This window comes from Arthrobacter sp. NPDC058097, assembly GCF_042884885.1.
Classification (GTDB): domain Bacteria; phylum Actinomycetota; class Actinomycetes; order Actinomycetales; family Micrococcaceae; genus Arthrobacter.
Genome location: NZ_JBHVSZ010000003.1, coordinates 286,897 through 302,146, shown reverse-complemented (window position 1 = coordinate 302,146; position 15,250 = coordinate 286,897). Strand labels below are relative to the sequence as shown.

The following is a 15,250-nucleotide window of genomic DNA, read 5'->3' as shown; positions in this document are numbered from 1 at the left end:
GCAACCGCCTACGGCGTCAGCACCCGGATCGGGGAGCCGTCCAGCCATGCCGTGACGTCCTCGAGCGCGCCGCCGAAGAAGGCCCGGTAACTGGCGTCGGTCACGTATCCCAGGTGCGGGGCCAGCAGGGTCCGCGGAGCGTCGAGGAGGGGATGGCCGGCCGGGAGCGGTTCCTGGTCGAACACGTCGAGCGCCGCCCCGCGGATCCAACCCTCATGCAGTGCCGTGACCAGCGCCTGCTGGTCCACCAGGGGACCGCGGGCGGTATTCACCAGCACGCCGTCCGGGCCGAGCAGCTGCAGTTCCCGTTCACCGACTATTCCCTCCGAACGCGGCGACAGCCGCAGATGCAGGGACACGACGTCGGACTCCCGGAACAGTTCTTCCTTGTCCACCTTCCGGGCGCCAGCCGCCGCGGCGTCCTCCTCGGTCAGGTTTTGGCTCCAGGCCAGCACTTCCATTCCGAAGGCCCGGCCGTAGCCGGCCATCCGTTTCCCGATTTTCCCGAGCCCCACAATGCCGAGGGTCTTGCCGGACAGTTCGAACCCGACGCCGGTCTGCCACTGCCCGTCGCGAAGTGCGGCTTCCTCCTGCGTCAGGTTCCGGGCAAATGCCAGCAGCAGCGCCCACGTCAGTTCGGGCGCGGCCGTGGGGGAGCCGCCCGTTCCGCAGACGGTGATCCCCAGCCGTGATGCTGCCTCCACATCGATCGAGGCATTGGCGGCGCCGGTGGTGACCAGCAATTGCAGCCGGGGCAGCTTTTCGAGGACGCTTTCGGGAAACGGTGTCCGTTCCCGCATGGCAATGACGATGCTGGCATCCTGCAGCGCTTCCACAACCTCCGTTTCCGTGGCGAGGTGCCGGTTGAACACGGTGACGGCGACGCCGCGCTGTTCGAGGGAGCTCCAGTCGGCAAAGCTGTGGGCCACGCCCTGGTAGTCGTCGAGAATCGCGAGCTGCTGCATGCTGTCCTTCTGCCGTGAAATGAGACCTGCGCTTAAACGAAAGAGGTAGGAACCTGCCGGAGCAGGCCCCTACCTCCTGAGGCTAGCTGGCTTTGACCGCCAGCACCGGGCAGGATGCCTCCAGCAATATCTGCTGGGCCGTGCTGCCCATGATCAGCTTCCCCACCGGGGTCCGCTTCCGGAGGCCGATCACAATGAGTTCGGCCTGGTACTTCTCCGCGGCATCCAGCACCTCGTTGGCAGCGTCGTTGCCACGGACCGGCTGCAGCACCAGGTGCTCAATGCCTTCCTGCTCCAGCCTTTCGGTCATCTCGTTGATGTCCGCAGCCTGGGCGTACCGCTTGTCCACGATGGCATCTCCCCGGGACGAGTTGATGATGACAAGGCGCATGTGGCTCTTGTGCGCCTCGCTGATGGCCCGGTCCAGAGCCGCGGTCCCCTCGGCCGTAGGTACGTAACCGACGATGATGCTCACGGGTTCTCCTGTCCGTGGGTGGCGTGGGTGGCGTCCGCCCCGCGGCGGCCGGCATCAGCACGTCGCCCAGCAGCAGGCCGCAGAGCAGCAGGTGCCTCTACAGTGGGTGAAAGATAGGATCCGGCTTCGGGTCCCTCAACAGAGGGCGCGGCAGCAGGTCCCGCAGCAGGGCCATTAACCGCAGGCCCACCGGCCATGGCCAGCCCGGCCGGCCGCGGACGGAGGCGGCGCCAGAGCTTCGCCAGGAGCGGCCACGCCAGGACTACGGCAATGATGATGTAGACGACGACGGCGATCGGCTCGCTCCAGAGGCCGGACACGTCGCCCGCGCTGAGCTGCAGGGTCTTCCGCAGCTGGCCTTCGGCGCGTGGGCCGAGGATGAGGCCAAGGATCAGCGGCAGCACAGGCAGGCCGTAGCGGCGCATCATGAAGCCCAGCCCGCCAAGGACCAGCAGGATCGCCAGGTCGAAGGCCTGCAGGTTCACTGCGTAGGCGCCCAGCGTGGCGAAGAACAGGATGCCGGCGTACAGGTAGGGCCGGGGCAGGCGGAGCAGCTTCGCCCACACGGGTGCCAGGGGCAGGTTGACCAGCAGCAGCAGCGTGTTGCCGATGAAGAGGCTGGCGATCAGCGCCCAGACCAGGGGTCCTTCGTTCTGGAACAGCAGCGGACCGGGCTGGATGCCGAACTGCACGAAGGCGGCGAGCATGACGGCGGCCGTGGCGTTGGTCGGCAGGCCCAGGGCCAGCATCGGGGTCAGCGTGCCGGCAGCAGCAGCGTTGTTGGCAGCTTCGGGTCCGGCGACGCCTTCGATGGCGCCCTTGCCGAACTCCTCAGGGTGCTTGGAGAGCCGCTTCTCGGTGACGTAGGAGAGGAACGTGGGGATCTCGGCGCCGCCGGCAGGCAGCGCGCCGAAGGGGAATCCAAAGGCGGTGCCGCGCAGCCACGGCTTCCAGGACCGCTTCCAGTCCTGCTTGCCCATCCAGGGCCGGCCGACCGGGATGATCTGAAGCGGTGTGCGGCGCAGGTGCGCCGCGACCCAGAGGGCCTCACCGACGGCGAAAATCGCCACCGCGACAACGACGACGTCGAGGCCGTCAGCCAGCAGGGGCTGGCCGAAGGTCAGGCGACGCTGGCCTGTCACGGAGTCGATGCCCACCAGACCGATGGCCAGGCCGAGGCCGAGGGAAGCAAAACCGCGGAGCCGTGAGGCACCCAGGACCGCGGTGACTGCCAGCAGCGCGAGCATCATGATGGCGAAGTAGCTCGGCGAACCGAGGCTGACGGCGAACTGGACGACGATCGGCGCGAAGACCACCAGGAGGGTGGTGCCGATGGTGCCGGCGACGAATGAGCCGATGGCCGCAGTCGCGAGGGCTTGGGCGGCTTTGCCCGCCTTCGCCATCTTGTTGCCTTCGATAGCAGTGATCACCGAGGACGATTCACCCGGGGTGTTGAGCAGGATCGACGTCGTCGAACCGCCGTACATGCCCCCGTAGTAGATGCCCGCGAACATGATGAATGCGCTGGTGGGTTCCAGGACGGTTGTCACGGGGAGCAGCAGGGCCACGGTCATGGCCGGGCCGATGCCTGGCAGCACGCCGACGGCGGTGCCCAGCAGGACGCCGATGAAGGCGTACAGGAGGTTCATGGGGGTCAGCGCCGTCGCGAACCCGTCCATGAGTGAGGACCAGATGTCCATCTAGAGAATCCCTTCAAGGAGCCCGGCGGGAAGTGCGATGCCAAGGCCGAGGTAGAAGCCGTAGAAGGTCAGCAGGGAGAGCGCCAGGGAGATCAGTCCGTCGCGGACGTAGTGGCGGCTTCCGAGGGCCCAGACGCTGCCCCAGAAGAGCACCGTTCCGGAGATGACCCAGCCGGCCCAGTCGATGAGCAGGATGTTGGCGATGAAGGCGCCGGCCAGCGGGAGGACGGTCTTCCAGTCGGCGGGGTGGGTCAGGTCGACGTCCTCGCCGGCCTCGGCCTCGCCGCGGCCGCCGCGCAAAACGTTCACTGCCAGCATCACGGCGCAGACCAGCAGGAGTGATCCCACGATCATGGGCAGGGTCTTGGGGCCCACCGGGTCTGACTGGGAGTAGGGCACAACCAGGCGCGCTGCGTCCAGGAGGACCAGGGCGCCGACCGCCCCGAGCAGGGCTGCAACGCCCAGCTCGGAGCGGCCTTTAAGGCGGGTGGACAGAGAGGTCACGCCAGGCCGAGCTTCGTCAGCACGTCGGCAACGCGCTTGTCCTGTTCGGTGAGGAAGGTCTTGAACTCGTCACCGGTGATGAAGGCGTCAGTCCAGCTGTGCGTCTTCAGGGCTTCCTTCCAGGCTGCCGACTCGTGCATCTTCTCCAAGGTGGCGATCAGCGCGTCACGGTCGGCGTCACTGATACCCGGAGGTGCCACGATGCCGCGCCAGTTGGTGAAGACCAGGTCGATGCCGGCTTCCTTGAGGGTGGGGGCGTCCACGCCTTCCAGCCGGTTCTCGCCGCTCGTGGCCAGGACACGAACATCTCCGGACTTGATCTGCTGCAGGTATTCACCGGCGCCGGAGGCCGCGAAGCCGAGCTTGTTGCCGATGATTGCCGGGAGCAGGTCGCCGCCGCCGTCGTAGGAAACGAAGTTGACCTTGGTGGCGTCGATGCCCACTGCGCCCGCGAGCTGCATGGGCAGGAGGTGGTCCGGGCCGCCGGGCGAGGAGCCGCCGCCGACGCTGACCTTGGAGGGGTCCTTCTTCCAGGCGTTTACCAGATCGTCGATGGTCTTGTAGGGGGAGTCCTTGGACACCATGATGGCGCCGGGCTCTTCGATGAGCCGGGCCAGCGGGGTGGTGTCGGTCAGCTTCGACTCGGACTTGTTCGTGTAGCTGGCGCCGACGACGCCCAGGCCCATGAGCATGGCCAGGTCGCCGTTGCCCTTTTCGTTCACGACGCGCGCCAGGCCGACCGTACCGCCGGCGCCGGCGAGGTTGAAGACCTCCGTGTTCGGGGCGAGCTTCTCCTCGTCGAGAACCTTCGCCGCTGCGCGGGCGGTGGTGTCGTAGCCGCCGCCGGCAGTGTTCGGCACCATGATCCGCAGCCCGGTAAGCGGGGCGACGCTGGCTCCGCTCGTGGAGGGGCCTGCGGCAGTCTTGCCGGTAGCTCCGCAGCCGGACGCCATCAGGGCAATGCCTGCGGCTACTGCGGCCACGCGCAGTGCGCTCATTCCGCGCATGTTGTTCCTCTTCTCGTTTTGATCCGTTTGATCGGGGTGCTTCCGATGCTAGGGCCCAACGTGACGGGGCTCACTCTTGTGTAAGCAGAGAAAGTTAAGTTCATTTCGTTCACGTTTCCGCACTCCAACAGGGCAGCAAACGAAGGGCCAGGCCCGGTACCGTGTCAGGTATAGTTCACCCCACCCACGGACCCACAGGAAGAACAGCCGCACATGACTCGACGGCGAGGAATGTCCCTTGCGGGGCAGTATCTTCGGCTGCAGCTCCTGATCGTGCTGGCCGTGCTGGTGGCCGTGGTGGCGATCTCGCTGGCCCAGTCGGCGGCAGCGTTTGAACGCGTTGAGGGCCGCAGGGCCCTCTCGGCAGCGGAGACGCTGGCGGCGAACCCGGCCGTCCGGAGCCTGCTGCCGGATGCCCAGCCCCAGGGCAACTCCGTGCTCCCTTCGGTGTCTGAGGCGGTGCGCACGATTTCGGGATCATCCCAGGTGGCGCTGGCCCGGGCCAATCGGACGGTGGTGACGTCGTCGGACCCGTCCCAGGAAGGCCGCCAGCTGGAACTCGGCGACAGCGCAGTCATGTCCGGGCGGGCGTGGACCGGGGTGGTCGGGAGCGGAACCGGCGAAGCAGTTGTGGCCCACGTGCCGGTGCTGGACGATGCCGGGAAGATGGTGGGAATCGCGGTGGTGGGCAGGAACTTCCCGTCCGTGCTGGAGCGTCTGGGCGATGCGGTCCCTAACCTGCTGACCTATCTGGGCGTGGCAAGCGTCCTGGGCGTGGCGGGTTCACTCCTGCTGGCCCGCCGGGTCAAGCGCCAGACACTGGGCATGGAGCCGGACGAGATCACCGGCCTCGTGGAGAACCGGGAGGCGATGCTGCACGGGCTCAAGGAAGGCGTGGTGGCGCTGGACCCCCAACAGCGGATCACGGTGGCCAACGACAGTGCACGAAACCTGCTGAACCTGCCCCACGACTGCGTGGGCAAGGACCTCGGGAGCCTCGCGGTGCCGCCGATGCTGCGCGAGGTCCTCACCGAGGACCAGCCCGGACCGGACCGGCTGGTCCTGGTGGGCGAGAAGCTGGTGGTGCTGAACCGGGTGCCGATCCGCTCGCACGGGCGCGTGATCGGCTCCGTTACCACCCTGCGGGACAGGACGGAGCTGGCATCCCTGGAACGCGAGCTGGGCACGACGCGGACGGCCACCGACACCCTCCGGGCTCAGGCCCACGAGTTCGCCAACCAGCTGCACACCATTTCGGGCCTGATCCAGATCGGCGAGTATGACGCCGTCGTCCAGTTCGTCAACGGCACGACGCTGAACCGGACCCGCCTCAACGACGACGTGACCAGCAGGATCGAGGATCCCGCCCTGGCTGCGCTGTTCATTGCCAAGTCGAGCCTCGCCGCCGAGCGCGGGGTGTCTCTGCAGCTCGCCGAGGAGTCCCGGCTCGGCAAGGTGGATGAGGAACTGTCCCGTGACCTGACCACCGTGGTGGGCAACCTGGTGGACAACGCGCTGGACGCCGTCACCAACACCTCCGCAGCGAAGGTCGAGGTACTGATCGGGGAGGCCGACGGCGGCGTGCGGGTTGACGTGCGGGACTCGGGACCGGGGGTCCCGGCAGAGGTCATGGACGACATATTCCGGCAGGGGTTCAGTACCAAGAATTCGCCCGACGGCGGCCGCGGCTATGGCTTGGCGCTCGCCAGGGTGGTTTGCCAGCGCCGCGGCGGGCGGCTCACCGTCCGGAATGACCACGGTGCGGTGTTTACGGCACTGCTGACGCGCAAAACCGCTGATGCTTAACGAGGAGCAGCCTTGATCAACGTACTGATCGTCGACGACGACTTCATGGTGGCCAAAGTCCACGCCGGCTTTATCCAGCGCACGCCGGGGTTCGCCGTCGTCGGGGTGGCGCATACGGGGGCGCAGGCGGTGCTCGAGACCGCACGGCTGCAGCCGGATCTGGTGCTGCTGGACATCCACCTGCCCGATGTCAACGGCCTGGACCTGATGCACCAGCTGCGGGATGTGGCGCCCGAGCTGGATGTGCTGGTGATCAGCGCAGCGCGCGAAGTGGAGACCGTGCGGAAGGCGCTCCGCGGCGGGATCGTGCACTACCTGATCAAGCCGTTTTCCCAGACCGACCTGCAGGAACGGCTGGAGCACTACCGCAACACCTACCAGAGCCTCGACTCGTCCAAGGACGTCGCGGAGCAGTCGGACGTCAACCGCGTCTTTGGGCTGGAACGCGCGGACCGCCCGCTGCCGAAGGGCTGCAGCGCTGAGACGCTCCAGCTGGTGGAAAAAGCGCTGCGCGCCGGCGGCGGCGACGTGTCGGCCGCGGAACTGGCTGAGCAGGTGGGGACCTCGCGCGTCAGCGCCCGGCGTTATCTCGAGTACCTCAACGACGAGGGGCTGGTGGACGTGACACTCAAGTACGGCGTCGGACGTCCCGAGCGGCGATATGTGTGGAAGGCAGGGTAACCGGCTCGGTGATTTGTGGCGCGCAGCTTATGCCTGCTTCCTGATGGCGTCAATGCCCTGCAGTGCGCTGGCGGTGACCGCATCCATGTCCGCCGTGCCGTCCACGCTGACCAGAAGGCCGCGCCGGCCGTAGCGTTCGATGACGGGCTCGGTTTCCCGGCGATACAGCTCCAGGCGGTGGCGGATGACGTCCTCGGTGTCATCGCTCCGTCCCTCGGCGTCGGAGCGGAGCAGCAGCCGCCGCACGATCTCGTCGTCGTCGGCGGTAATTTCCACCACGGCATCGAGCCTGGTCCCGGCCGCGTCGAGGATGCCGTCGAGGTCGTCCATCTGGCTCACGGTGCGCGGATAGCCATCCAGCAGGAAGCCGTCCCTCGCGTCCCGTTCCTGCAGCCGCTCCCGCAGCATGGCCGTGGTGAGGTTATCCGGGACGAGGTTGCCGGCGTCGAGGAATTCCTTGATTTCGCGGCCCAGAGGCGATCCATTGGCCAGGTGGCTGCGGAACATGTCCCCGGTGGAGATCTCCGGGATGTGCAGCTGTCCGCTGAGCCGTCGCGCCTGGGTGCCCTTGCCCGAGCCGGGCGGGCCGATGAGCAGGATGCGGGTCATGCTTTTGGTCCGATCTGCCGAGAAAGCACGCTAGGGCCATTCTTCCGCCCGCACCCTCCGCCTGCAATGGGTGTTCACAAGGGCAGTTGCGGCTCCTAGGCTGGGTTCCACCAACCCACCGGACCAACCCACAGATAAACCCACAGGATCAACCCACCGGCCAAGGAGATGACCGTGACCACGCCGAGACCATCATGACCACGCTGCCGGACCGGCCCAACACCGCCCTGATGGTGCTTGATATGCAGAACGGGGTGGTGGCCGGGGCGCACCAACGGGATGCTGTGGTGGCCAACATCTCCGCACTGGTGGACCGGGCCCGCAAGGCCGGGGCCCCGGTTGTCTGGGTGCAGCATTCCGACGACCGGCTGGAGAAGGGCAGCGAGGTCTGGGAGTACGTGCCCGAGCTGAGGCGCCGCGAGCAGGAGCCGGTGGTGCACAAGTCGTTCAGCGACGCCTTCGACGGCACCGACCTGGAGCAGGTGCTGGCTGCTGCGGCGGTGGGCCGTCTGATGGTCGCCGGAGCGCAGACCGACGAATGCGTCAGGTCCACCATCCACGGCGCGTTCGTCCGCGGCTACGATGTGACCCTGGTCGGCGACGCCCACACCACGGAGGACCTGACCGAGTGGGGTGCCCCTCCGCCGGACCAGGTTATTGCCCATACAAACCTCTACTGGAAGTACCATGCGGGGCCAGGCAGGACCGCCGGGGTGGCGGAGACCAAGGACGTCACCTTCGGCGGCTGAGGTGGCCGGAGGGGCTAGGGGCCGGGCGCCGGCGATATGCCGGCGGCCCGCTCCTCCAGAAGCTCCCGGGTGCGCTGGTTCCTGGCCAGCGCGGCGGCCGTGATGAATTCGGAGCGCGCCTCCCCGGCCCGCCCGAGCCGGACCAGCAGTTCGCCGCGGACGCTGGGCAGCAGATGCGTTCCGCGCAGGGCACCTCCGGAGGCGAGGCTGTCCACGATGGCCAGCGCGGCCGCCGGCCCGGTGGCCATGGATACCGCCACGGCCCGGTTAAGTTCCACCACCGGGCTGGGTGCGATCCTGCCCAGCGCCTCATAGAGCAGCACGATCCGCTGCCAGTCGGTGCCGTCCACGCTTGGTGCTATCGAGTGGCATTCGGCGATCGCGGCCTGCAGCGCGTAATTGCCGCGGCCCCGTCCCAGCGCGTCGCAGCGGCGCAGGGCGGCTCGGCCGCGGCCGATCTGCGCCCGGTCCCACCGGGTCCGGTCCTGGTCGGCCAGCAGGACCGGAGACCCGTCGGGCATGGTGCGGGCCGGGAAACGGGAGGCCTGGAACTCCATCAGGGCCACCAGCCCGTGGGCCTCGGGTTCACGGGGGACCAGCCCGGCCAGGATGCGCCCGATCCGCAGGGCCTCGTTGGCCAGTTCTGGCCGAATCCACGCGTCCCCCGTGGTGGCGGCGTAGCCTTCCGTGAACATCAGATAGACGACGCCGAGGACCGCTCCCAGCCTGGCTCTCCACTCGTTGGGCTCGGGAACCTCGAAAGGCACCCGGGCCGCCGCGAGCGTTTTCTTGGCCCGCACGATGCGCTGCTGCACGGTGGCGACCGGAACCAGGAACAGCCGCGCGATTTCCTCGGTGGTGAGGCCGCCCACCACCCGCAGCGTCAGTGCCATCTGGGCCTCCCGGGAGAGGACCGGGTGGCAGGCGGTGAACACAAGCCTGAGCACGTCGTCCTCCAGCGGAACCCAGGGCACGCCGTCGTCGTCTTCCAGGTCCCGGGCCATGGCCCGGTACCGCTCCTCGAGCCGCTCGGACCGGCGCCACGCATCGATGGCCTTGCGCTTGGCAACGGCGGTGAGCCAGGCGGCAGGATTGTCCGGTGTCCCGGACGTCGGCCACTGGACCAGGGCCTGGGCCAGGGCTTCCTGGGCCAGGTCCTCGCCGAAACCCATGTCCCGGGTGGCACGGGCGAGGGCCGCGACGATGCCGGCACCCTCGATGCGCCACAAGGCATCAAGCCGGCGCCGGACCGCGGCCGCCGCCTCTTGGCTCGCCTCTGCCTGGCCCGCGGGCTTCTCACCCACCGACTCCTCACCCACCGGTCCTTCATTCACCGCCTGCCCCGTTCCCGTCAGCCGGAGCTCAGGGCTGGTTCAGCTCCTGGCGCCAGACCGCTTCCTTCTTGAGGTACTCGTTGTCCGCGAAGTCGGCGAAATCGTCGGCCTCGGCTATCCGGCGGACCTCAAGCTTCGAGCCGGGACCCAGCGGGCAACGGCTCGCCCACTCCTTCGCCTCTTCCTTGGAGGCCACCTGGACAATCCAGAAACCGTTGAACAGCTCATGCGTTTCGCCGTAGGGGCCGTCCGTCACCACCGGCGGTTCCTCGGAAAAATCGACCACGAAAGCCGAGCCTTCGGACAGGTCCGTCAGGCCCTCGCCGGCGAGCATGACACCGGCCTTGATCAGCTGTTCGTTGTAGGCGCCCATCTGGTTGAGGATCTCCTCGAACGGAATCTGCTTCGAGGCTTCGATGGCTTCGTCTGTGGCGCGCATGATGAACATGTACTTCATGGTTCTCTCCTTGCCTTGACGTGGACGCCGTGTGCGTCCGTCTACTATCCCGTCGAATGGGTCTTGCGGAAATCGACAGGCATTCGGAAATTTTTTTTGCGGGACTTTTTGGGTTCTAGCCGCGCCTTCTAGCCGCGCCGGCGGACCTCAACCTGGCCGGCATTCACCCTGGCCTCGTAGCTTGGCTGGGGAGTGGTTGCCGGCCCGCGGACTATGTGGCCGTCCCCGAGCCGGAACGTGCTGCCGTGCCAGGGGCAGGTGACGCAGCCATCGGCGATTGTTCCCTCCTCGAGCGGACCTCCCATGTGGCTGCACACGCTGTCCAGGGCCAGGATTCCGGACCCGGAGCGGTACAGCAGGAGCGAGACCTTGCCCGCGTCCACCTTCCGATGTGCCCCGTCCTGGAGTTCGGACTCCGCAAGCACGGGCGTCCAGTTCCTCGGGCCTGTCCTGCCTGCCGTCTTGTTGACGTTGACCGCGTTGCTGAAGCTGAGGTGGCCGCCGAGGAAGCCGCCAAACATGAGGACGCCGAAACCGGCCAGCCCAAGTGTCTTTCCGATGGTCCGACTGCCCGAGGCGCGGGCCACGGCCGAGGACGAAAACAGGCACAGCGCCGTTCCGTTGGACACCGCGTGAACCAGGCCCACCCGCCGTGACTTTCCCTGGGTGTCGGCCCAGTCGTTGAGGCCGGCGGCGGCGGTCGGAACGGCCGTTGCGATTCCGACGGCGACCAGGATGTCCGCGGCCGGTTCCGAGGCGGGCCCTCCCACGGCGTCCAGGACAGTTGCCATGGTCCAGGCCCCGATGGGGAAGTCGGTCAGGACGGGATGCAGCGGGTGGCCCAGGGATGTGCCGCTGAGGGCGTTGCGGACAGGCCGTGGCTGCACGGCTTTTCCAACTGCCTTTGAGATGGCAGACGCCAGCCCGTCCAGCCGGTCGAAGTGTTCAATGGCATCAACTAGCGCATGCAGCGGATTCACGGCGGACTCCTTCGGCCTGGCAGACAGGGCGGGTGGTCCACCACAGTCTGCATCGCCGGGCACCCGATGGCAAGGTGCCGGCACGGCAGTCTCCGGTAACGTACTTTCACATGCCGCCGTCATCACCCCGAACATCCCTCGACCCCGCTGCCACCGTTTCCGGGGGGCTGATGCGGCCGGTCATGGCGGGCATAGTGACGGCGCTCGTTGGATTCACCTCGACCTTCGCCGTGGTCCTCTCCGGCCTCCGCGCTGTAGGGGCCAACCCGCATCAGGCGTCGAGCGGCCTGCTGGCCCTCTGCCTGGTGGTGGGCGCCGGCGTCGTGCTCCTCGCTTGCCGGAGCAGGCTTCCGGTGACGCTCGCCTGGTCGACGCCGGGCGCCGCCCTGCTGGCCGTCGCCGGAGTGCCCGACGGCGGATGGCCGGCCGCCGTCGGCGCCTTCCTGGTGACCGGGGTTCTGATCGCCGTGACGGGGCTGGTCCGCCCCCTCGGCAGACTCGTCAGCAGCATCCCGACGCCCCTGGCGCAGGCCATGTTGGCGGGAGTGCTGCTGCCGTTGTGCCTTGCCCCGGTGGAGTCTTTGCAGACCGCCCCGCTGCTGGTGGTCCCGGTCCTGCTCTGCTGGCTGGTACTGTCACGGTTTGCGCCCCGCTGGTCGGTGCCCGGCGCGCTGGCCATGGCGCTCGCCGGCATCGTGGTCCAGTTGGTTGTTGAAGGAAGGGCCGTGCGCGCGGACGGCCTGCTGCCGGCGATGGAGTGGACCCCGCCTTCCTGGTCGCTGGGCGCAGTGGCGGGGATCGCCCTGCCGCTGTACATCGTCACCATGGCATCCCAGAACGTTCCCGGCGTGGCTGTGCTGGGCTCCTTCGGTTACCAGGTTCCGTGGCGGGCCTCCATGCTGGTCACCGGTGCCGGCACGCTGCTGGCCGCGCCGTTCGGCGGCCACGCCATCAACCTTGCCGCGCTCAGCGCCGCTTTGGCCGCAGGGGAGGAAGCAGGCGCAGACCGTGGCCGGCGCTGGGTGGCCGGCTTCGTCTCAGGGCTGGCCTATCTGCTCCTGGGGGCCTTCTCCGCCGGGCTCGCCGCGCTGGTGGCTGCGGCACCGCCAGGGGTGCTGGAGGCAGTCGCCGGACTCGCCCTGCTGGGCACACTCGCCGGGTCCGCCGCCTCGGCGCTCGCAGAGCCGGCCGAACGGACGGGCGCCGTGGTGACCTTCCTCGTGGCCGCGTCGGGGCTGACCTTCCTGGGCATCGGGGCAGCGTTTTGGGCCCTGCTGGCAGGGCTCCTGGTCCGGGCGGTCCTTAAGGTCCGGAGCAGGCCGCAGGGCAAAATTGCGGCTTAGTTGCCGGCCGCCCGCTGTGTTCGGTGTTCGGCAGCCGGGTAGACGCCAAGGATCCACACCTCGGTGGTGAAGAAGTCCAGTTCCTCCAGGGCAAGCTTCAGTGACAGGTCCTCGGGGTGCCCCTCAACGTCCACCATGAACATCGTTGCGGCAAACTCGTTGCCCACCATGTAGCTTTCCAGCCGGGTCATGTTCACGCCGTTCGTGGCGAAGCCGCCCAGGGCTTTGTAGAGCGCGGAGGGGACGTTCCGCACACGGAACACGAAGCTGGTGACTGCCGGTCCGGGCAGGGTTTCCCGGGACGGCAGTTCCGTTTCCCGGGCCAGGACCACAAAGCGGGTGGTGTTGGAGGGGTCATCCTCGACCGCCGAGGCCAGGACCTCCAGCCCGTAGAGCTCGGCGGCCAGCGGCGGCGCAAGGGACAGCTTGGTGGGGTCGTTCCAGTCACGCACCTCGCGGGCCGACCCCGCGGTATCGCCGGCGATCACGGGTTTGAGGCCGGCCTCGCGGATCAGCTTCCGGCACTGGCCAAGGGCGTGGATGTGGCTGTGGACCTCGGTGGCCCCCTCGATGGTGCTGCCCGGGATGCCGAGCAGGTCGAAGTGGATGGGCAGGAAGAACTCTCCGACGATCTGCAGGCCCGAGTGCGGCAACAGCAGGTGGATGTCCGCCACCCGGCCGGCAATGGAGTTCTCGATCGGGATCATGGCCAGATCCGTTTCACCGCTGGACACCAGTTCGAAGGCGTCCTCGAAGCTGGCGCAGGGAACGCTCTCCAGCTGGGGGAACATCTGTTTGCAGGCAATATCTGAGTTGGCGCCGGGCTCACCCTGGAACGCAATTTTCTGGGCCATGTTCCGTATGATGTCACGCCCGGCGCCAGCCAATCCAAACGGCGCCGCTTACCTCTTCGCGTAGTCCGAGAATCCCTGCCAGTCGATCACCACGCAGGCCTCATCGCCAACCGTCCAGGCATCGTGTCCGGGCGGGATGACGGCAAAATCGCCGGGCCCGTACTCCATCTCCTCGCCGTCATCCATGACCACCTTCATCCGCCCGGAGACGAAGTACCCCTTGTGGGCAGCCTGGCAGCTGTCCGTCTGCGCGATTGGCTTCACGTGCTGTGACCACCGCCAGCCCGGCTCGAAGGTGGCCCGGCCGACGCCGCCGCCCTCCATGTGGACCAGCTGGAGCTGGCCCTTGCCGTCCTCAAACGGCCGAGTCTCCTCGGGGGAGTCGAAACTCTTTCGGATGAGACTTGCCACCTTGACCTCCTGTTGTTGGTATTCCTGCTTGCGGGATGAAGGCTTGGAACGCAGATGCTGCTCCCTGTTACGCCACGTTGTAGGCCTGCCCGGCCGGCATGTCAAGAACCCCCATGGCCTCCTGCTCCCGGAAGGCGGGAATGATCTTTAGCAGTTCATTCGTCTGCCGTTCGATGGGGGCGGGGAGGCGCTAAGGGGCCTGGGCGCCCTGGTCCAGCAGCCGGCGGAGGGTCCGCAGCGCCGCGAGTGCCCGCTGGCTGACCAGTGCGGGGGAAATGTCGAACTGCGTTGCCACCTCGGCGACTGTGAGCCGGCCGTAGTGCAGGGCCAAGAGGACGTCGCGCTGCTCCATGTCGAGCATCATCAGGGCCTCGCTGACGCGGGAGTCCGCCGGCTCGCTCGGGGCATTCACCATGGACACAGGCTGACTCGGCGTCCTTCGAGATTCCCGACGGCGGATACCCCCAAACGGGGCGGCCCCGGCCGCGGCCTGCCTCCTACTGGGCGGCGTCGAACCCCGCCAGCAACCGCCGCGTAGCAGTCTGCATGTGGGAGCGCATGGTGGCGGTGACGGCAGCGGGATCGCGGGCTTCCAATGCGGTGAAAATTTCGCGGTGCTCCTTCAGTGCCGCGGCAGCGTGGCCTTCGTCGGTCAGGGCCCGGTCCACCCAGATGCGGAGCAGCGAGCGGATGCTTTGCAGCAGCTCGCGGAGTACCTGGTTGCCAGAGCTGACGGCGATCTCGCGGTGGAACGCGGCGTCCGCCTCCACAAAGGCGGCCAGGTCCTCGAGGCTGTCTTCCATGGTCTGCAGGTTCTCGCGCATGCGGCCCAGTGCAGCATCGTCGATGCGTTCGGCGGCCAGTTGCGCGGCCTGCACCTCGAGGCCGCTTCTGAGCTCCACAAGTTCGCGGGTGCGGGGGGCGCCCAGCATCAGGCCCCAGCTCAGGGTCCGGGGCAGCAGTTCCGAGACGCCGTCCCGCAGATACGTGCCGGAGCCCGGCCGCACGATCACGATGCCCAGGATCTCCAGGGCCGCCAGTGCCTCGCGGACCGCCGACCGGCCCACGCCGAGGGATGCCGCAAGGGTGCGTTCGGCAGGAAGCCTGGTGCCGGCTGCGATGTCTCCGCTGGTGAAGTAGGCCAGCAGGCGTTCCGCAACCTCGGACACCACCGATCCCTGTTCCATGGGGCCAAGGGCGGCGCTGATCTTGGCCGTAGCGGCTGCGGAGTTTTCGGGCATCTTCAAAGGGTAGCAACCGGCTGACCAATTCTTGGGGCGCGACGATGCAAAGCAAAAATCCGTCAACCGGTTGACCAATTTGCCTGTTCGGTCGTATGGTTGATCTCACAACGCGTAGCCACTGCCGGTCTCCT

17 protein-coding genes are annotated in these 15,250 nt (G+C 67.7%); 4 read left to right on the top strand and 13 right to left on the bottom strand.

All coding sequences use genetic code 11. The features are described from left to right. Positions 1-8 precede the first annotated feature (8 nt). The 5 genes from ACFVTE_RS07880 to ACFVTE_RS07860 all read right to left on the bottom strand — a co-directional run bounded on the left by ACFVTE_RS07880 (position 9) and on the right by ACFVTE_RS07860 (position 4,651). Positions 9-965, bottom strand: a complete 957-nt coding sequence (locus ACFVTE_RS07880) for a D-2-hydroxyacid dehydrogenase family protein (RefSeq protein WP_387098883.1) — start codon at positions 963-965, stop codon at positions 9-11. Positions 966-1,047: 82 nt separating this feature from the next. Then, positions 1,048-1,440 carry a universal stress protein gene (locus ACFVTE_RS07875; protein ID WP_387098881.1) on the bottom strand — a complete coding sequence of 131 codons (393 nt, stop codon included), beginning with the start codon at positions 1,438-1,440 and terminating at the stop codon, positions 1,048-1,050. Continuing rightward, positions 1,437-3,140, bottom strand: coding sequence for a tripartite tricarboxylate transporter permease (locus tag ACFVTE_RS07870; RefSeq protein ID WP_387098879.1), 1,704 nt, complete (start codon positions 3,138-3,140; stop codon positions 1,437-1,439). Before ACFVTE_RS07870 ends, ACFVTE_RS07875 begins: the two co-directional genes overlap by 4 nt. Beyond that, complete coding sequence (locus ACFVTE_RS07865) at positions 3,141-3,644, bottom strand: tripartite tricarboxylate transporter TctB family protein (RefSeq protein ID WP_387098877.1); 504 nt, start codon at positions 3,642-3,644, stop codon at positions 3,141-3,143. Beyond that, positions 3,641-4,651, bottom strand: coding sequence for a Bug family tripartite tricarboxylate transporter substrate binding protein (locus ACFVTE_RS07860; RefSeq protein WP_387098875.1), 1,011 nt, complete (start codon positions 4,649-4,651; stop codon positions 3,641-3,643). The genes ACFVTE_RS07865 and ACFVTE_RS07860 overlap by 4 nt, the downstream gene beginning before the upstream one ends. A gap of 231 nt (positions 4,652-4,882) precedes the next feature. Between ACFVTE_RS07860 and ACFVTE_RS07855 the strand changes: the two genes are divergently transcribed. Both ACFVTE_RS07855 and ACFVTE_RS07850 read left to right on the top strand, forming a co-directional pair. Beyond that, complete coding sequence (locus ACFVTE_RS07855; protein WP_387099025.1) at positions 4,883-6,457, top strand: ATP-binding protein; 1,575 nt, start codon at positions 4,883-4,885, stop codon at positions 6,455-6,457. A gap of 12 nt (positions 6,458-6,469) precedes the next feature. Then, positions 6,470-7,138 (top strand): response regulator, encoded by a 669-nt coding sequence (locus ACFVTE_RS07850; protein ID WP_354255277.1) that lies wholly within the window; start codon positions 6,470-6,472, stop codon positions 7,136-7,138. A 27-nt stretch (positions 7,139-7,165) separates the two neighbouring features. Here ACFVTE_RS07850 and ACFVTE_RS07845 read toward each other — a convergent pair whose 3' ends face one another. Continuing rightward, positions 7,166-7,747: an adenylate kinase gene (locus ACFVTE_RS07845; RefSeq protein WP_387098873.1), complete on the bottom strand. Its 582-nt coding sequence runs from the start codon at positions 7,745-7,747 to the stop codon at positions 7,166-7,168. Positions 7,748-7,941: 194 nt separating this feature from the next. On the opposite strand from ACFVTE_RS07845, the gene ACFVTE_RS07840 reads away from it, so the two are divergent. Beyond that, positions 7,942-8,496 (top strand): cysteine hydrolase family protein, encoded by a 555-nt coding sequence (locus ACFVTE_RS07840; RefSeq protein WP_387098871.1) that lies wholly within the window; start codon positions 7,942-7,944, stop codon positions 8,494-8,496. A 14-nt stretch (positions 8,497-8,510) separates the two neighbouring features. Here ACFVTE_RS07840 and ACFVTE_RS07835 read toward each other — a convergent pair whose 3' ends face one another. From ACFVTE_RS07835 to ACFVTE_RS07825, 3 genes are all read right to left on the bottom strand, one after another. Further along, the gene (locus tag ACFVTE_RS07835; RefSeq protein WP_387099023.1) at positions 8,511-9,725 is read right to left on the bottom strand and encodes an RNA polymerase sigma factor; all 1,215 of its coding nucleotides are present in this window, start codon (positions 9,723-9,725) and stop codon (positions 8,511-8,513) included. A 133-nt stretch (positions 9,726-9,858) separates the two neighbouring features. Further along, complete coding sequence (locus tag ACFVTE_RS07830; protein WP_387098869.1) at positions 9,859-10,287, bottom strand: YciI family protein; 429 nt, start codon at positions 10,285-10,287, stop codon at positions 9,859-9,861. 128 nt (positions 10,288-10,415) lie between these two features. Further along, complete coding sequence (locus tag ACFVTE_RS07825; RefSeq protein ID WP_387098867.1) at positions 10,416-11,267, bottom strand: Rieske 2Fe-2S domain-containing protein; 852 nt, start codon at positions 11,265-11,267, stop codon at positions 10,416-10,418. Positions 11,268-11,377: 110 nt separating this feature from the next. On the opposite strand from ACFVTE_RS07825, the gene ACFVTE_RS07820 reads away from it, so the two are divergent. Then, positions 11,378-12,610: a benzoate/H(+) symporter BenE family transporter gene (locus ACFVTE_RS07820; protein WP_387098865.1), complete on the top strand. Its 1,233-nt coding sequence runs from the start codon at positions 11,378-11,380 to the stop codon at positions 12,608-12,610. Here the strand turns inward: ACFVTE_RS07820 and ACFVTE_RS07815 are convergent. From ACFVTE_RS07815 to ACFVTE_RS07800, 4 genes are all read right to left on the bottom strand, one after another. Further along, a complete protein-coding gene (locus ACFVTE_RS07815) occupies positions 12,607-13,464 on the bottom strand; it encodes a prephenate dehydratase (RefSeq protein WP_387098863.1) in 858 nt (285 codons plus the stop codon). The two genes, ACFVTE_RS07820 and ACFVTE_RS07815, sit on opposite strands and share 4 nt — an antisense overlap. A 48-nt stretch (positions 13,465-13,512) precedes the next feature. Then, entirely contained in the window at positions 13,513-13,875 is a 363-nt protein-coding gene (locus ACFVTE_RS07810) for a cupin domain-containing protein (RefSeq protein WP_387098861.1), read from the bottom strand. 190 nt (positions 13,876-14,065) lie between these two features. Further along, a complete protein-coding gene (locus ACFVTE_RS07805) occupies positions 14,066-14,290 on the bottom strand; it encodes a sigma factor-like helix-turn-helix DNA-binding protein (RefSeq protein WP_387098859.1) in 225 nt (74 codons plus the stop codon). 82 nt (positions 14,291-14,372) lie between these two features. Then, positions 14,373-15,116 carry a FadR/GntR family transcriptional regulator gene (locus ACFVTE_RS07800; protein WP_387098857.1) on the bottom strand — a complete coding sequence of 248 codons (744 nt, stop codon included), beginning with the start codon at positions 15,114-15,116 and terminating at the stop codon, positions 14,373-14,375. Positions 15,117-15,250: the final 134 nt, after the last annotated feature.